The sequence below is a fragment of the Peteryoungia rhizophila genome, assembly GCF_004912145.1.
GTDB lineage: Bacteria > Pseudomonadota > Alphaproteobacteria > Rhizobiales > Rhizobiaceae > Allorhizobium > Allorhizobium rhizophilum.
In genome coordinates this window covers 728,443-744,911 of record NZ_STGT01000003.1, presented here as the reverse complement: position 1 = coordinate 744,911, position 16,469 = coordinate 728,443, and the positions used below count along the sequence as shown (strand labels likewise).

The following is a 16,469-nucleotide window of genomic DNA, read 5'->3' as shown; positions in this document are numbered from 1 at the left end:
AAGTTCGATCAAGTTTTATCGAAATCGAATATTCGATGCCAAGGCGTTCGCGGCAAGCAAAGGGACGCCGCAAATGCTGTACGCGCCGTCCGGGCACGCATGCCTTTGGACTGAGTGAGCAAAGTCTGGAGGGTTAGTGGCTGGTTTCGAAGGCCAGCCGGACGACGTGGTGGAGGAACTCCGGATCGAGCAGCATGTTGAAGCCGACGGTCAGCTTCTCGGCTTCGCGCCGGATCAGCGTGCAGCCGATATCGTCGTGAATGCCGAGGATTTCGAGGAAGAAATTGGGTGGGACGATCACGTGAGGCGACACGTCGAGTTCTGCCCCATAGAGTGACATCGTGCGGATGAGGCAACGCTGTGACTTCGCCATGCTGAGGTGATGTCCGACAAACACGATCTTGCCGGGGCGATCGATCCTGAATTTCTCGAAGATCTGATCCCGAGGAATATCGGATTTTGCGTCAGGTATCCTCTGCAAGGGCATGTCACCCTCCTACCGCGTCAAGTTACGAGAACAGCCTAGCGCATGGTCGTTACCAGATGATGGATGCAATGGCTCGCATTCGGCCGATATCGAATTTCCTCTATTTTGACAGCAGCTTCGCACATGCGCGACATGTCCCATTTCGGAAAGCGATGTCGATTCCGATGCCGGTCGCGCAAGGCATCAAAACTTGACCGAAAATTGCCACAAGGCTAGGCCTTGCTGCAAAGCATTGCTGTCGATCCATTGGCGGCGATTGCAATGAGCAAGATATTCGGGAGTGCATCACGTGGCGGGACGATTGGTCATAGTCGGGGCAGGGCAGGCGGCATTTGCACTGGCCGCGAAGCTGCGGATGCTGAAGGATCCCCGCCCGATCACCATGCTCGGAAACGAGCCGGTTCTGCCCTATCAGCGCCCGCCGCTGTCGAAGAAATATCTGCTCGGCGAGATGAGCTTCGACCGCCTGCTGTTTCGGCCCGAAGCCTGGTATGCTGAAAACGATGTCGAGATTAGACTGTCCACGCCGGTCGAGGCGATCGACCGTGAGACGCGCACTGTCCGGCTCTTTGATGGCAGCGATATCCCTTACGAAACGCTGGCACTCGCCACCGGCGCCACACCACGCCGCCTGCCGCCTGCCATCGGTGGAGACCTGGAAGGTGTCTACACCGTGCGCGACAAGGCCGATGCCGATCGACTGGCCGAGGAGATGAAGCCCGGCCACCGGCTGCTGATCGTCGGTGGCGGTTACATCGGTCTCGAAGCTGCCGCCGTGGCGCGCAAGCTTGGCCTGGATGTGACGCTGATCGAGATGGCCGACCGCATCCTCGCCCGCGTGGCCGCCCGCGCAACGGCCGACGCGATCCGCGCGATCCACGAGGCCGAGGGCGTTTCGATCTTCGAGAAAACGGGCCTGACGCGGCTGATCGGCGACGAAGGGCGGATCAAGGCGGCCGAGCTTTCGGACGGTCGCGTGATCGATGCCGACATGGTCATCGTCGGCATCGGCGTGACCCCGAATGATCGCCTGGCGGCAGACGCCGGGCTGGAAGTGCAGAACGGCATCGTTGTGGATGCGTTCGGTCGCACGAATGATCCTGCTGTCTTCGCCATGGGTGATTGCGCCGTTCAGGACTGGAAGGGGCAGCAGGTGCGGCTCGAATCCGTCCAGAATGCCGTCGATCAGGCTGAGGCGGTTGCAGCCGTGCTCGCCGGTGGCTCGGAGCCTTATCGTCCCAAGCCATGGTTCTGGTCGGACCAATACGACGTCAAGCTGCAGATCGCAGGTTTCAATCTCGGTTACGATGAGACCTTGACGCGCCCCGGTGCGCGCGAGGGTAGTCTGTCGATCTGGTATTTCCGTGGCGGCGACTTCATCGCCGTGGACGCGATTAATGACGCGAAAGCCTATGTGACGGGAAAGAAGCTCCTGGATACGGGCCGTTCGGTCGATCGGAGTGAGATTGCAGATCCCGCGCTCGACCTGAAGAGCCTGATTGCCTGAGCAGGCCCGAAAGATCCGGGCAAAAATGAGCACACAAAACGAACAAGGCCGGCGAAATGCCAGCCTTGTTCGTTTTCGTTTGGCGAGGGCGCCGGCTCAGTTGGTGCCCATTCTCTCCAGAACCGGGACGCACATGTCGAGGTCATGCGACGCCAGATGTGCATAACGCATCGTCATGGTCAGGGTTTGGTGTCCGAGCCACATCTGGACGCGGCGGATGTCGATGCCACCCTGGACGAGGCGCGATGCGCAGGTATGGCGCAGCACATGCGGCACCACATCCTTGTCGTCTGCAAAGCCGATCGCGTCCTTGGCATTGTGCCAGGCGACGCGAAACCGCTGCTGGTCGATATCGGCAAAGGGGCCGGCATGGCGGCGATCGCAGGCCGCGATGGCGTCGACCGCCCGTTGAGTGAGCGGCACAGAACGCGAGCGCCCCGATTTCGTCACCCAGAATGTGACGCGGTTCTTGTGAATGTCGCCCCAGCGGAGATTGAGACCTTCGCTCAGGCGCGCACCGGAATCCACGAGGAAGAGGCAGAAGCGGTAATAGAGTTCGGAGTGCGCCCGGATCTCGGAGAAGAGGGCATTCTCTTCGTCCCGATCGAGAAAACGGATTCGTCCCGCCTTTTCCTTTTGTCGTTTGAATTCGGGCAGACTGTGAACGTCTCCCATCTTGTACGCCTTTCGCAGCAGTTTGCTTAAGGCCGCCATCTTTCGATTGATGGTGGCATTGCTGTTACCGCGTTTGCGCATCTTGCCAATCAACTGGTCGAGCATCTCGTCCGAAAAGGCAGAAAAACTCGGAAAATCTAGGAGATCGTGAAGCTCTCCGATAAAATTCGTTACGTTATATTTGTGGCTGCCATTCATCCACAACAGGTCGCCATATTTGCCGAACAGTTCGCGCAAATTCGTCTCGCGCACCTCGTGCAGGATCGTACCCTGTCTGTATTGATAATGAACCGAATAATCGGGGACGCCTACAAAGACGTCAAAACCCTTCCCGGCCGGCATTTCCACCTGCATGTATCCCCCAAATTTCCCTTTTGGCGAGCACGCGAACGAGCTCACCGCTCGTCCCCACGAGCGTTCATATCGTTATATCTTATAAAAAGTATAGTGCAAAACAGCACAAACTTTCCGGAGCGGCTCGCTTCGAGCCTGTCAAATGGTGTCGATAAGGTTTTCCGTCTTCCTGTCTCGGCGAACCTGTCGCCGGGCTAAGTCACTGAATTTCTGGTGCGACGTACAGCCGCTTGAATAGCCGAAAGGGGTCCGGCTCTTGCGAAGCCGGACCCCAAAATTTTTCGTTAATCCAGTGTGGATTAGAACGAACGGGTCAGGCGAACGAAGCCATCCCAGTTGCTGTCGCCACCGTCCAGGTCGACGTAACGAACGTCGGCAGAAGCGGTCAGGCCAGCAGCAAGAGCGTATTCGACGAGCAGGTCAGCAGCCCAAGCGTCAACCGAGGTGAAGTCTGTACCGGTTGCGCCAGCAGCAGCAACGTTGCCGAAGTATACGACCTGCGGGGTGATCGAGAGCTTTTCAGTAGCCTTAAAGGTGTAGGCGGCACCGATGGTCCACTCGGATTCGAAATCGTAGCCGTAGGAGTAGCCAGAAGCCCACGCACCAGCAATCCCGAGCGTGCCCGGGCCGAGGTCAGCCGTCATAACGCCAGCAATCGCACCTTCTTCAGAGCCGAAATCGTAAACACCGTTTACAGTCACGGTAGCGACGCCGAACGAAGTGGACACTACGCCTTCGATGCCGACTTCATTGTCGTACGAGCCAATAACAGCATCAGTGTTATCGAGAATGTCGATGTCGGAAAGATCGTCAACGCCAAGACCGACGGTGAAGGCGTCGGAAGTGTAGGTGTACGAAATGGTGTTGAAGCGAGCATTGCCGAAGAAGGCATCCGACTCACCAGCCAGACCCCAGTCATCAGCCCAAGTCAGGGCGCGACCGACCTTGAAGCCACCAACAGTGATGTAGGCCTGCTCAAGCTCAACCGTCTGATTGTCGCTGTCTGCACCCTGGCTGTCAGCCTGGATACGGATGTACGAACCGATCGTGCCGATTTCAGAGTCGTTCTTAGCTTCGAAAGCGAGGCGAGCGCGAACTGCAGTGTCGAAATCTTCGTCGTCAGATTCGTCGAAGCCGAGGGTCGCACGGATTTCGCCACCGATCTTGAGGCAGGTTTCCGTGCCGGGGATGTAGAAGTAACCGGTGCCGAAAGCGTCGCAAACGCGAACGTATTCCATGGGCTCGGGCTCAGCAGCGACGATTGCGTCAGCGGCCTGGGCGCCAGAAACTACAGCGAGAGCTGCAGCGGAGCCGAGAAGAAGGCTCTTGATGTTCATTATTGACCTCCAGTCAAGTTTCGTATGGGTCTGGGTTATTTGGCTGTAGGACAGCATTCCCTGCCCCATCCCCGTCGGTTTCAGAAGACGGACGATCCACCGCCTCGCTTCCGTTGTTGAAAATACAAAACCCGACCGGTCATGCAATCACCAATGAGCGGAATGGCGAAAAAGCGGCCACCCTTCCACCGGGGCTGTTGCTGAAAGGCCACAAAGTGGTGACCGAACCCCTTCTTTCGTTTAGGTTTTGTTAAGAAAAGGCAAACAAAACCGACGCTTAAACCGCCGTTTCTCTCCCTGGCGACACCTGACGACTCCCTCTTCGCTTCCCGTTTTGGCACAGGATTTCGCGAAAAGTTGCAGTTCGAACCATGTTAGCTCGCGCTGCGGATGCGTCATCCCAGAAACCAATTTCGAGCGATAACACTGAAATTCGGCCGGAGAAGGCCCAGCAAGTGACAGAATCATGTCCCTCGAGTCGTGCGATTCGCATTCAGCCAAGCGAGAAGGTGTTCTATGGAGGAAGGAAGATGGAGCGTGCTTAAAATGTGCAGCGCCGAGAAAAGGCCTTGCAATCACTGATTCAAGCAAATAATCAGGCGGCACCGGAGAGGTGGCCGAGTGGTCGAAGGCGCTCCCCTGCTAAGGGAGTATACGCCAAAAGCGTATCGTGGGTTCGAATCCCATCCTCTCCGCCATCAATGATTTTCCCTGACAGGACATAAATTGCCGCTTCGGAGCGTGTTCGCGCCTCGTATCACCAGCTCGTCTTTGCGCCTGGTGAGTGCCATGCCCTGCCAAAAATTCGCGGTCATGACCGGCAACTTCCCGGGTTCCAAGCGGCCGCGGCAGGCGAGAATATCATATAAGTCATTGAATATAAACGATATTTCTATCTAGCGCCATGGCGTGACCTCTATAATTGACTGGAGGTCAATAATGAACATCAAGAGCCTTCTTCTCGGCTCCGCTGCAGCTCTCGTTGCAGTTTCCGGCGCTCAGGCCGCTGACGCAATCGTCGCTGCTGAGCCCGAGCCCATGGAATACGTTCGCGTTTGCGACGCTTTCGGCACCGGCTACTTCTACATCCCCGGCACCGAAACCTGCCTCAAGATCGGCGGCGAAGTTCGTACACAGGTCCTTTTCGACGACGGTGTAACGCTCGACTCGAGCAGCGATCCGGATTGGAGCACTGGCGTTCGCGCGCGTTTGGCCTTTGAGACCCGTAGCGACAGCGAAGTTGGCGTGATCGGCTCTTACATCCGTCTGGAAGGCTCTGTTAACAACAGCGCTGCTGGCAGTGTCGGTGTTGAACAGGCTTACATCGACGTTGGCGGCTTCCGGGTTGGCAACTTCCTGGCATTCGTTGACGACTTTGGTCTTCCGGGCGAAAGCGATTTCTTCTTCTCGGGCGCTAAGTTCAACTCGATCCGCTACGTTTACGCTGCTGACGCGTTCACGGTTGGTCTTGCTCTTGACCACGTTGCTGCTGAAGACGACGGTCTCGGCGCAGGAGCGATGGCTTCCGCCACCTTCGGTGCAGTAACTGCTACCCTGTATGGCGTGTACGACTTCAACGCTGAAGAAGGCGCTGTCGCCGGTACGATCGCTGCTGACCTCGGCCCGGGCACGCTCACGGTTGCTGCTGCCTACACCACTGGCATCAGCGCATACACTGATCCGGACGCTACTGCAGTTGCAGGTGGTCTCGTTTGGGAAAACAACACCGCTGAGTGGACTGTTGGCGCGTCTTACGGCTTCCAGGCGACTGAAAAGCTCCGTCTGACGGCAAGCGCCAACTACTACGGCGACTTCCTGATCGACTCGAACGTCGACGCTTGGTCTGCTGACCTGCTCGCTGAGTACGCTGTTGCTTCGGGCCTCACCGCTTCGGCCAGCGTTCAGTACTACGACGTAGAAGACAACGGCGACGACTGGACCGGCTTCCTGCGCCTGACTCGTTCGTTCTAATTCGATCTCCAGATCGAATAAGGGAAGCCCGGCCTCGTGCCGGGCTTTTCCGTTTTGAGTGGGTGGCGGGTGTCAAAGACTGCTTGTGCCGTTTCGTATTGCCAATGGCGTGCTTGTGAAGCCGCTTTCAGCGCTTCAGGAAAGCCCCGATCTCATCCGCGAGACTGCCGAGATGCAGCAACGGCGCATGACCCTGGCCTTCAGCTTCGACGCTTTTGCAGCCGCTGTGCCGCCGCGCCATCTCCGCCACCGTCTCGCGTGACAGCAGGCGGGAGTGTTCGCCGCGCACCACCATAACCGGCTTTTCCGCAAACAGCGCAAATTGTGCACATAGATCCGGCAAGCCCTTGCTGAGATCCGCTGTCCGGAACTGCTCGGCAATATCAGGATCGAAATCAGCCATCAGCCTGCCGTCGATCTCCCGATAGAGCGCTTGCGCCATGCCTGCCCAGTCTTGATGTCCAAGCGCCGGGAACTCGGCCCCATGCGTGGCCTGCAGGATCCCGGCAGCCTCGGCCAAATTTGTCGGCGCCTTCCGGCTCCCGAGATAGCCCTGGATCTGTCTCAGCCCCTCAACCTCCAGCACCGGGCCGATATCATTCAGCACCATCCGCTCGATACGATCGAGATGTGTCATCGCCAGTACATGCAGGATGAGCCCGCCGCGCGAGGTGCCGATGAAGTCAGCGCTTTCGATGCCCAGCTGATCGAGCACGCTGATGACATCTCCGGCTTCCACCGGGATCGTGTAGCGCTCGGGCTGTGGGTCGCGATCGGAGAGCCCACGCCCGCGCGACGAGATCGCGACGACCCGCCGGTTATAGGGCGGAGCCGCAAGGATGCGGGCGATGTCCTCGAAATCGAGCAGATTGCGGGTCAGTCCCGGCAGGCAGACGACCGGGATGCCGGGCTTTCCCTCACCATGAATGCGCACATGCAGCTTCAAACCATCCGGAACGGTGATGAAACGGTCGATGCTCTCGGCCATGCGGCACTCCCTCGCGTGGTGATGTCATGCGAGCCTAGCCGAGGCTGCGCCCGGGGTCATCCATCAATCGGGGGAGGGCGGGCGAGCTATCGCCCGAAGCGCAGGTCGTGCACGATATCGGTCTTCTGGCCGAGCCGGCTCTTGTAGACCTGATAATTCTCCATCACCCGCATGACGTAATTGCGCGTCTCGGGGAAGGGGATGCGCTCGATCCAGTCGACCACTTCGTCGATCGACTTGCCGCGCGGGTCGCCGTAGCGCTCGATCCACTCCGGCACTTTGCGCGGGCCGGCATTATAGGCGATGAAGGTCAGGATATAGGAGCCGCCGAAGGCGTCGATCTGCTCGCCGAGGTAATGCGCCCCGAGCGTGGCGTTGAAGCCGGGATCCCGCGTCAGCTTGTCCGGCTGATAGGCGATGCCGTGGCGTGCCGCGACCCCCCTGGCCGTCGAGGGCAGGAGCTGCAAGAGCCCGCGCGCATCCGCCGGCGAAATGGCGGCCGGGTTGAAGGCGCTTTCCTGCCGGGCGATCGCATAGGCGAGCGCCTTGCCGGAGCCGGCGATATTGGCGGACGACGGAATGACGCCGACGGGGAAGGCGAGCGCCGGCACATCGATGCCGCGCGCATAAGCCGTCTTGCCGATCTGTAGCGACAACTGATGTCCGCCCTCGGACTTTTCCGCCCGGGCGCTCAAGAGCGCGAGTTCGCCGGGACTGTCCAGCTGATCGGCCAGCGCCCGGTAGAGGCTCTGGGCCCGCCAGCCATGACCGGCCGCCTCGTAGCGGGCGATCGCCTGGATCGCCTCGCGCCCTTCGAAACGCTGACGATCCGCGCTGCTCGGGTGCGGATAGGGGATCTCGATGCCGGTCTTGTCGATGCGGGCGGCGGCCAGTTGGCCGTAGAAGGTGCTGGAATGCTCGGCTGCGCGGGCGAAATGCTCAGCTGCCTTGCCGTCATCAGCCGCTTCCGAAGCGCGGCCGAGCCAATACCAGGCGCGGCTTGCCGAAAGCGGGCGATTCGAGACCTCTAGTATGCGGGCGAAATGCCGGCTCGCGGTCTTGGGATCGTTGAGCGCGCGCAGCGCATACCAGCCGGCATGGAATTCGGCATCGGCGATATCGGTCGCCTCGGTCGCCACATGGGCCGAGACGATCCGATAGGCCTCGCGATACTGTCCGAGATCGGCCAGCCCGCGCGCGATGATGCGCTGTTCGTCCCACCAGGCCCGTCCGTTGACGATTCTGTCCCGCTCCCGCGGCATCTGGTCGAGAAGCTTCGCCCCCTCCTCGAATTTCTGCTGGCGGCGCAGGTTCTCGATGCGAATGAAGAGCAGGGCCGGGTCCTTCGACCAGGATTTATCCACGCCCGCGATCAGCGTATCGATATTCTTCGCGCGCGAGATGAGCCCCGCCCAGGCCTTGTAGAGCGATTGCGCTTCGCCGAGCGTCGAAAACCGCTTCGCCTGAGATGCCCGCTCGCGATACATCAGATAGTCCATGCGCGAGCGGTGGTCGGCGGTCGAGAGCAAGCCGGAAAACTCCGACATCACGCGGTCTTCCGTCGCCACATCCAGCGCATCGCCGTGCCAGAGTGTGCGGATCAGGCTTGTCGCCTTCGCCTTGTCACCCGAGGCGAGATGCGCGCGCGCGAGCAGCATCGTGCCTTCGGTGGTCTCGGGCGCCGTGTCACCAAAGGCGGCGAGCACGGCGGATGGCGCCGGGTTTTCGCGGAACAGCGCTTTTTCCGAATTCGCCCGGAAGGATTTGAGCCCCGGCCAGCCGTTAAGCTGCCGCTGGGCGCCGGCGATCTCGGTCGCGGGCACGTCGCGCAGACCCGACATGGCGATCGACCACGTGAGCATGTGCCGGTCGAGGCTGTCTGGCATGCGATTACGGATGGCGATGGCTTCCGCGCCGTCGCGATCGGACAGCGCATCGAGCCCGGCCTTCAGCTGCGGATTGACGGCCGCCAGCCGGTCACCGCGCGGAATGGCGCCTGTCGTTTCAAAAGAAGGGGGCGTGGCCCTGGTCGGCGCAAAGCCGAGCGGCTTCATGGCAGGCACGGGAACGGTGGCGGGTTCTTGGCCATGCGCCGGGAGCGACAGCACGGCAAGGCCGAGGCCGAAAACAGAAGCTCTGAGAAAGGTCGTCTTCATCCACACACCGCAACCATAACACAACGCCGCCAGTAGGCGGAGAACGTGGTTAACAAAGCCTTGACAGGACCGATCACAATCTCTGGAGGGAAGCCTCGGAAAACCGTCACAAATCTCCCTTGCATGCGCTTGTCGCACCCGAAGGTGCGAAGTAATGTGCCCCCGATTTAGGTTCAGAATGCGGCCGAAGCGTGGATCTCGGCCCCGGGGAGTTCATTGCATGTATCAGGGATCCATTCCCGCACTCGTCACGCCGTTCACAGATCAGGGCGCCGTCGACGAGCAAGCCTTTGCCGCCCATGTGGAATGGCAGATTTCCGAAGGCTCCTCCGGCCTCGTGCCCGTCGGCACGACGGGGGAATCGCCGACGCTCTCGCATGACGAACACAAGCGCGTGGTCGAACTCTGCGTCGAAGTGGCCGCCAAGCGCGTGCCCGTGATTGCCGGCGCCGGCTCCAACAACACGCTGGAAGCGATCGAGCTTGCCCAGCATGCCGAAGCCGTCGGCGCAGACGCGCTGCTCGTCGTCACCCCCTATTACAACAAGCCGACCCAGAAGGGCCTGATCGCCCATTACAAGGCGATCGCCGAGGCCGTCTCGCTGCCGATCATCATCTACAACATCCCCGGCCGCTCGGTGATCGACATGTCGCCGGAGACGATGGGGGCGCTCGCGAAAGCCCACAAGAACATCGTCGGCGTCAAGGATGCGACCGGCAAGATCGAGCGCGTCTCCGAACAGCGCATCACCTGTGGTCCGGATTTCGTCCAGCTCTCGGGTGAGGATGCAACGGCGCTGGGCTTCAACGCCCATGGCGGCACCGGCTGCATCTCCGTCACCGCCAATGTCGCCCCGCGCCTCTCGGCCGAATTCCAGGCAGCCACCCTGGCTGGCGATTACGCCAAGGCGCTGGAATATCAGGACCGCCTGATGCCGCTGCACAAGGCGATCTTCCTGGAGCCCGGCCTCTGCGGCGCGAAATATGCGCTGAGCCGCACCCGCGGCATGAACCGCACCGTCCGTCTGCCGCTGATGGCAACGCTGGAGGCTTCGACGGAAGCCGCGATCGACGCGGCGCTGAAGCATGCGGGACTGGTGAATTGAGGGGATGAGGGGAGGCCGGCGGAGACGCCGGCCTTTTTGTTTGGGGGCATGTCGTCGTCGCATCTCCCGACCAAAGCGCACTTTTGGCCTTAAGGAGGCGCGTGGCACAGCCGACTGTCCCATTCCGTACTGGAACGTCAACCTCAAGATAACATGTTTTCTGATGGGAACGGCAAGGGCGCCGCAGGCATATAGCCAGGCGGGCTCTGCACCATGGAGGCTGACGCAGGCTGCGGCCAGAATTGCTCCTACACACGTTTATACCCCTCGAAATTGTTGTTGAGGTGTTGCCTCCACCACCGGCTGTCTTTCAAATCATGGTAAAAACTGGAATTAGTGCTGAGCGTGCAGTGATCGTGATGCTTGATGGAGATTTAAGAACCTGAAGAAGATTGCACGCGCGACGATAGGCGAACTGCCCGATGCGCGTCGAAAAGGGAGGGAGAACTGTATTCGTGAGGAGCTCTAAAGTATGGTCGTAAGGCATCCTTCAGCTGATCGTCTTGGGCGTGTGCGCTTTGCGGATTCGCTCGCTAGGCAGATATGGACCATGACTGAGCCCAGCGAAGGTTATGTCTTCGGACTAGAAGGGGAATGGGGCGCGGGCAAAAGCAGTGTGATGAACATGATCCTTCATCGCTTGCTTCATCTGGAGCTCGAGGAGTACTCACGTTGTGCGATATTCCACGGTGACGCGGATAAAGTTTATACCCAAACCGTTTTGGATGATTTGGCGATGCGCTTCGAGCGTATCGCCGAGTTTAGTCACCTGCCAGATCATTTAAACTATGTGCACCCGGATCACTTTCGTCGGCAGATCACCGCAGAAGCCGCTGGCAACAAAGATTTGGAACGCCAACTCTACCGCTATTTTCGTCTCAGGCTGCGATCACACAACGATCCGAAGTGCCTCGTCGTTCACTTTAGACCATGGCTAATTCCGGATACAGCCGCGCTCTCCACTGTCTTCATTACGGAACTGGTGAAGGCGATAGGATCTAAATTTGGTACTGACGTTGAGCAGGCATTTGCTGACTACTCGCAAATTATTGAAAAGCTTGCACCTCTCGCCGGAGCTGCTGCCCAAGCAGTGTTGCCAGGCTCAGATGGTGTGGTCCGAGCTTTCTTATCTTCTATCCTCAGAAAAAGACCTCAAAGTCTGGAAGAGGGAAAGAACGCGCTAGAGGCTTCTCTTCGGAAATTAAAGGGGCGAAGGATCGTCGTTGTCATAGATGACTTGGATCGACTCAATCCCAAAGAAGCTACGGAGATGGTCGGACTGGTTAAGAGCCTCGGTAATCTTCCCCATGTCATTTACCTTATGAGCTATGAACCGCAGATTCTCGCCAACCACATTCACACAACGTTGCAGGTAGACGGAGACAGTTACTTAGAAAAAATCATCCAATATCGTCGACGTTTGCCACTGCTCTCAGGCGATTCACTTGCAGCGATGTTGTCAGCGTCTATAGAGCCCTTGCTTGAGGACTCCACTCACACAGTGATCGATGGCCTCCGGGAAGCGATGGATCGAGTAGGCTGGCGATACATCAAAACTCCACGCGATGCACTGCGATGCGGGCAGTGGATAAACCGCTCATACGAATGGCTTCGTAATCAGACCGATCCAGTAGACTTGTTCATTCTGGAAATTGTTCAGTCAAAAGATCCGCCGCTCTATACTTGGATACGAAGCAACCTTCAGTTGCTTTGCGCGGGTAGGTCCGCGACTCCGGACGCCATCAGTCAGTCTCTTAAGGCTGATAGGGTTGAGGCGACAGTGGTGAGGAGGGCGGCGCTCTCGGTATTATTCCCTGCTGCAGCCCAAGAATTCAAAGAGATCGGTCCCTCTGGGCAGGACGCCCGAATACGGAAGAGACTTCACATCAGAGACTTCGCGGACGGATACTTCGAGGCTTCTGAAACCCAAGTGTATCTTAGCAAAGACCGCGTCCGGGAACTACTGCAATCGGATTCGCCTGAGGACGAACTGGCTTCACTCCTAATTGAAACTGAGAGGCAAAAGTATGGAGCACTGGCGCGCGCGGCATTTCTAGAAGATTTAAAGGAATACTACGCGGAACGCAAAATAACAACCGGATGGATTGTGGCGTTAAACTCCATTTCATCGAGGTTGATCGGTCTTGAGGATCGATCTGGAACGTCGCCATTCGCCCGCACAAATGAGGATAGGCTTGTTTCGATCTTCGTTGCGGGTTTCAATCGGTTAGGTGTTGCGGAGCGTTGCAATGGGCTTGTCTCCTGTTTTCGAATGGCAGACGACATCTCCCTTGCCTCTGCGGCCTTTCTTCGCATGTACAACTCGCTACAGGAAAACCAGCAGGCGTACGAAACTCTTGTAGATGCATCTCTTTCCGAAATCAAAGCCGCTGCGTTCAGCGGAAACCTGTTCAAGTCTGCTTCGCCAAAAAGTATAGTCATGATCTGGACGTTATTGTCTGGGGAATATGAGCCTACAGAGGCGATCAACAGCGCGATCAAGCTGGGAGTTAGTTTCTCTGGTGTCGCGAAGAGCGTGTTATCGGGGATAAGCTCAACCGATGGAGACTATTACGTAATTGGTACTTGGCTCAGTGAACGCTGGGATAGAGTCGCTATGGAAAGTTGGGCGTCCAGCATTGCTGATAGCGGAAATGAATACGACCGCCTGTGGGCCGTTAGACTCCTAGACGCCCTCCGGCGAGCAGTAGAGGAACAGTCTGAAGCGATGGAAGTAGACGGAGGTTATGGTTGAGGCAGCCGATCGGTAGCTGATCCCGCCCGCTGCGGAAGCTCCGTATCCACCTCCTCCGGGGCCACCACCAACCCACGCCCCAACTTTATTCCCCCCCCATCCTCCATTCCAGACGCATGACAGCCGCCACGCCCCGGGCCAGTCGCAGGCGCCCCACGACAAAATCCAGGCGAAACGGAAAATCTGACCATCACCCCCAGAGGCCCACCGCGCACCGTCGCGCCGCAAAAGAAAACGGCAGGTCACCAAAGGTAACCTGCCGCTTGCAACATGCGTTGACTGAGAACCGATCAGAAGTCGAGCTCAAGTCCACTTTCGCAGAAATCGAATTGCGCAGGTTCCGACTCGCTGCCGTCGGCAAACGTAGCCTTGACCCATTGCGCGCAGCTTTCGCCATTTGTGCTCTGATCCCAGACGAGATCGACAGTCGAACCCGGCTTGATGCCGCTTCCGATGTCGAAATAACCCCAGTCACTCTTGTTTTCCGACACCAATATTTCGGTAATAGCTGTGCTGGTCGAGTTGGTGGCCGTGAACGAGAATTCGTTGGCGTGGGCGGCAGTAGACACCATCCCGTTACCGGCAACTGCGAAAGCAATTGCAAACAGGCCGAGACGAGCGCGATTGAGAGTCATGGTCAGTCCTCAGATCAATGTGAGTAGGATGCCGCCACTTCTTGCACTGTCCTTCGGGAAAGTCGACGGAAATGATGACGGTCGTGACGTCCCCCCAAAAGCGGTTTTTGGCCATCGGACAATGCTGCGATGCCGGTCGAATGCGGGTGTGCAGATCCATCCGATGCCAGATGTCGATCCCCATCGCACGCGCTGTCCCGCGCGCTAATCCTCATCCACCTTTATTTCCCCCCCATCCTCCATTACATATCCATGACAACAGCCACGCCCCGCCCGGGCGCAGGCGATCTACGACAAAATCCCGGGCGAAACGGAAGATTAGACCATGGCCCCCAAAGGCTCGCAGCGCACCGTCAACAAGATCGTCGCGGAAAACCGCAAGGCGCGCTTCAACTATGAGATCATCGACACCTTCGAGGCCGGCATCATGCTGACCGGCACGGAGGTCAAGTCGTTGCGCGAGGGCAAGGCCAATATTGCCGAATCCTATGCCTCGGATGAGGGCGAGGAGATCTGGCTGATCAATTCGCATCTGCCGGAATATCTGCAGGCGAACCGTTTCAACCACGAGCCGCGTCGGCGTCGAAAACTGTTGCTGTCGAAGCGCGAGATCAACCGTCTGCGCGTCTCGATCAACCGCGAGGGCATGACGCTGGTGCCGCTCAAGATCTATTTCAACGAGAAGGGCCGGGCGAAGCTGGAGCTGGCGCTCGCCAAGGGCAAGAAGCTGCACGACAAGCGCGAGACCGAGAAAGAACGCGACTGGAACCGCCAGAAGCAGCGCATCCTGAAGACGGGCTGATCATGGCGTCCGGGCATGGGAAGGGCGCCTGAAGCCCCTTCCTCTTCGGGGCTCGGCTCAAGCGCCAAAGCGTGCTCGAGACCTGCCGGATTTTTTGACGTTTCCCGCCGTTCCACAACCAGGCGATTCCTCGGGGCGGTCAGTGAGACGGGCTGGGTGTCTCCTGGGCTGCTTCAGCCGTCACCCCCTGGCTTACGGCCTGCCATGCATCATCAGCAGACGGGTCGCATGTTCACGTGCCACGGCGATGTGGGCAGCATCTTGCGCCTCGATCCCGATGTCCTTCAGCCCGTGCGCATCGAGGTGATCCAGGCGGTTGACCGGTCTTGGCTTGCGGCGCCGAATGAGCCGTGAGACCGCGGACATCAGAGCTGACAGACTGCCGCGCTTGCAGGCTTCGATGCCGGATGCGTCGAGCCCCTGGTCCTTGGTCTGCATGGTATCGATCCCTTGATGGCGATGGGAGACCGGCCACGCGCCGCCGCTGCGGTCGCATGCTCGGATGGAGTGCGGCTTGAGGAGGACGATCAGTTTATCGCTTGTCCGGGACGCTCGGCTTCAGGCAACGGGAGCGGCGGGATGCTCCGCCGGAGCGGCGCGGATGCTTCGGCGGGGATTGCGCCCGCCGATGGCAAGGACAAGGCTATCCGTCGCTCATGCTCCAGCAGCCAGCGCTTGCGCCAGAGCCCGCCGCCATAGCCGGTCAGGCTGCCATCGGCGCCGATCACCCGGTGACAGGGAATGATGATGGCGATCTGGTTGGCGCCATTGGCGCGGGCCACGGCCCTGACGGCGCTCTCCCGCCCCAGATCGGCAGCAATCCTGGAATAACTACGGGTGTCGCCGGCGGGGATTGAGCGCAGGGCCTGCCAGACGTCGCGCTCGAAGGCGCTGCCATGGCCCGCGAGCCTGACCGTGAAGCCGGTGTCGCGGCCATCGAAGTAGCGGGCGATCTCGTCCCTGGTCTCTTCGATGACAGGTGTCTTGCCCAGCATCACCCCTGCTTCTGGCGGGCCTGAAGTCGCGTGATCTCGGAGGAGAGCGCAGGGCGGTCGATGAATTCGAGCAGATGCAGCGCATGGTCGTCGGCGATTGCGACCATCGTGCCGATCGGTGTCTCGAGGAAATCCGCCTTCAGCAGTGCCTGCCCGCGCAGGGCAACTGGCGCCGTGCCGAAGAGCCGGGTGATCGCCGCGCGAAAACCGCTTCCGGAACCGTAACCTGCATCGAGTTGCGCCCCGATCACGCTCTCGCCGCCGGACAGGCTGTCGGCACCGCTGCCGAGGCGGCGAAGGCGCGCCATTTCCAGAAAGCTCATGCCGAAACGGCGATTGAAGGCCCGGCGCACCGTGGAGGGATCGTGTCCGCGCGCGATCACGTCCTGCTCGCTCCAGCGTCGGCCCGGATCGGCTTCCAGCGCTTCGATGAGGCCGGTGACGACGGGATCGGCACCCCCGTGATGGAGCATTGGCCGGCAGCGTTTGCAGGGACGGAACCCGGCACCGAGGCAGGCAGCGATCGTGTCCTCGAAGATGCAGTTTTTCGATTTCGGCTTGCGGGCGCTGCAGGTCAGTCTGCAGAAGACCCGTGTGGAGGTCACGCAGACGAAATGCAGGCCGTCATGGGCCGGATCCCGGCGGATGAGGGCGTCGTAAAGTGTGTCGTGGTCGGGTTTCTCAAACAGCATGGCGGCACCG

General features: G+C 59.3%; 12 protein-coding genes, 1 tRNA gene and 1 pseudogene. 6 read left to right on the top strand and 8 right to left on the bottom strand.

What is annotated here, in order from left to right; all coding sequences use genetic code 11:
• Window positions 1-133: 133 nt before the first annotated feature.
• Window positions 134-487 carry a hypothetical protein gene (locus E9677_RS14775; protein ID WP_136558820.1) on the bottom strand — a complete coding sequence of 118 codons (354 nt, stop codon included), beginning with the start codon at window positions 485-487 and terminating at the stop codon, window positions 134-136.
• 289 nt (window positions 488-776) lie between these two features.
• On the opposite strand from E9677_RS14775, the gene E9677_RS14770 reads away from it, so the two are divergent.
• Entirely contained in the window at window positions 777-1,994 is a 1,218-nt protein-coding gene (locus E9677_RS14770; protein WP_136558819.1) for an NAD(P)/FAD-dependent oxidoreductase, read from the top strand.
• 96 nt (window positions 1,995-2,090) lie between these two features.
• Here the strand turns inward: E9677_RS14770 and E9677_RS14765 are convergent, their stop codons facing one another.
• Both E9677_RS14765 and E9677_RS14760 read right to left on the bottom strand, forming a co-directional pair.
• On the bottom strand, window positions 2,091-3,023 hold the full coding sequence (locus E9677_RS14765) for a tyrosine-type recombinase/integrase (protein WP_136558818.1): 933 nt from the start codon (window positions 3,021-3,023) through the stop codon (window positions 2,091-2,093).
• Window positions 3,024-3,322: 299 nt separating this feature from the next.
• The gene (locus E9677_RS14760) at window positions 3,323-4,360 is read right to left on the bottom strand and encodes a porin (RefSeq protein WP_136558817.1); all 1,038 of its coding nucleotides are present in this window, start codon (window positions 4,358-4,360) and stop codon (window positions 3,323-3,325) included.
• Between the two features lie 607 nt (window positions 4,361-4,967).
• Between E9677_RS14760 and E9677_RS14755 the strand changes: the two genes are divergently transcribed.
• Together E9677_RS14755 and E9677_RS14750 are read left to right on the top strand one after the other, a co-directional pair.
• Window positions 4,968-5,058: transfer RNA gene (locus E9677_RS14755), tRNA-Ser, on the top strand.
• A gap of 241 nt (window positions 5,059-5,299) precedes the next feature.
• Entirely contained in the window at window positions 5,300-6,331 is a 1,032-nt protein-coding gene (locus E9677_RS14750; RefSeq protein ID WP_136558816.1) for a porin, read from the top strand.
• Between the two features lie 127 nt (window positions 6,332-6,458).
• On the opposite strand, the gene E9677_RS14745 is transcribed toward E9677_RS14750, so the two are convergent.
• The gene (locus E9677_RS14745) at window positions 6,459-7,319 is read right to left on the bottom strand and encodes an alpha/beta fold hydrolase (protein ID WP_136558815.1); all 861 of its coding nucleotides are present in this window, start codon (window positions 7,317-7,319) and stop codon (window positions 6,459-6,461) included.
• An 86-nt stretch (window positions 7,320-7,405) separates the two neighbouring features.
• Entirely contained in the window at window positions 7,406-9,475 is a 2,070-nt protein-coding gene (locus E9677_RS14740; protein ID WP_136558814.1) for a lytic transglycosylase domain-containing protein, read from the bottom strand.
• A 220-nt stretch (window positions 9,476-9,695) separates the two neighbouring features.
• Between E9677_RS14740 and dapA the strand changes: the two genes are divergently transcribed.
• Window positions 9,696-10,580 carry a 4-hydroxy-tetrahydrodipicolinate synthase gene (gene dapA, locus E9677_RS14735; protein ID WP_136558813.1) on the top strand — a complete coding sequence of 295 codons (885 nt, stop codon included), beginning with the start codon at window positions 9,696-9,698 and terminating at the stop codon, window positions 10,578-10,580.
• Between the two features lie 472 nt (window positions 10,581-11,052).
• A complete protein-coding gene (locus tag E9677_RS14730; protein WP_136558812.1) occupies window positions 11,053-13,335 on the top strand; it encodes a KAP family P-loop NTPase fold protein in 2,283 nt (760 codons plus the stop codon).
• A gap of 290 nt (window positions 13,336-13,625) precedes the next feature.
• On the opposite strand, the gene E9677_RS14725 is transcribed toward E9677_RS14730, so the two are convergent.
• Window positions 13,626-13,970: a hypothetical protein gene (locus E9677_RS14725; protein WP_136558811.1), complete on the bottom strand. Its 345-nt coding sequence runs from the start codon at window positions 13,968-13,970 to the stop codon at window positions 13,626-13,628.
• 325 nt (window positions 13,971-14,295) lie between these two features.
• Between E9677_RS14725 and smpB the strand changes: the two genes are divergently transcribed.
• Entirely contained in the window at window positions 14,296-14,772 is a 477-nt protein-coding gene (smpB, locus tag E9677_RS14720) for an SsrA-binding protein SmpB (protein WP_136558810.1), read from the top strand.
• Between the two features lie 192 nt (window positions 14,773-14,964).
• Here smpB and E9677_RS14715 read toward each other — a convergent pair whose 3' ends face one another.
• Window positions 14,965-15,210 carry a DUF1127 domain-containing protein gene (locus E9677_RS14715; protein ID WP_136558809.1) on the bottom strand — a complete coding sequence of 82 codons (246 nt, stop codon included), beginning with the start codon at window positions 15,208-15,210 and terminating at the stop codon, window positions 14,965-14,967.
• An 89-nt stretch (window positions 15,211-15,299) separates the two neighbouring features.
• A pseudogene (locus tag E9677_RS25410) lies at window positions 15,300-16,459 on the bottom strand (bifunctional transcriptional activator/DNA repair enzyme AdaA).
• Window positions 16,460-16,469 lie beyond the last annotated feature (10 nt).

Excerpts from the sequence above, each read along its gene's own strand:
- E9677_RS14775 (WP_136558820.1), bottom strand. The coding sequence starts at position 487 with ATGCCCTTGCAGAGGATACCTGACGCAAAATCCGATATTCCTCGGGAT.
- E9677_RS14765 (WP_136558818.1), bottom strand. The coding sequence starts at position 3,023 with ATGCAGGTGGAAATGCCGGCCGGGAAGGGTTTTGACGTCTTTGTAGGC.
- E9677_RS14760 (WP_136558817.1), bottom strand. The coding sequence starts at position 4,360 with ATGAACATCAAGAGCCTTCTTCTCGGCTCCGCTGCAGCTCTCGCTGTA.
- E9677_RS14750 (WP_136558816.1), top strand. The coding sequence starts at position 5,300 with ATGAACATCAAGAGCCTTCTTCTCGGCTCCGCTGCAGCTCTCGTTGCA.
- E9677_RS14745 (WP_136558815.1), bottom strand. The coding sequence starts at position 7,319 with ATGGCCGAGAGCATCGACCGTTTCATCACCGTTCCGGATGGTTTGAAG.
- E9677_RS14740 (WP_136558814.1), bottom strand. The coding sequence starts at position 9,475 with ATGAAGACGACCTTTCTCAGAGCTTCTGTTTTCGGCCTCGGCCTTGCC.
- dapA (WP_136558813.1), top strand. The coding sequence starts at position 9,696 with ATGTATCAGGGATCCATTCCCGCACTCGTCACGCCGTTCACAGATCAG.
- E9677_RS14730 (WP_136558812.1), top strand. The coding sequence starts at position 11,053 with ATGGTCGTAAGGCATCCTTCAGCTGATCGTCTTGGGCGTGTGCGCTTT.
- E9677_RS14725 (WP_136558811.1), bottom strand. The coding sequence starts at position 13,970 with ATGACTCTCAATCGCGCTCGTCTCGGCCTGTTTGCAATTGCTTTCGCA.
- smpB (WP_136558810.1), top strand. The coding sequence starts at position 14,296 with ATGGCCCCCAAAGGCTCGCAGCGCACCGTCAACAAGATCGTCGCGGAA.
- E9677_RS14715 (WP_136558809.1), bottom strand. The coding sequence starts at position 15,210 with ATGCAGACCAAGGACCAGGGGCTCGACGCATCCGGCATCGAAGCCTGC.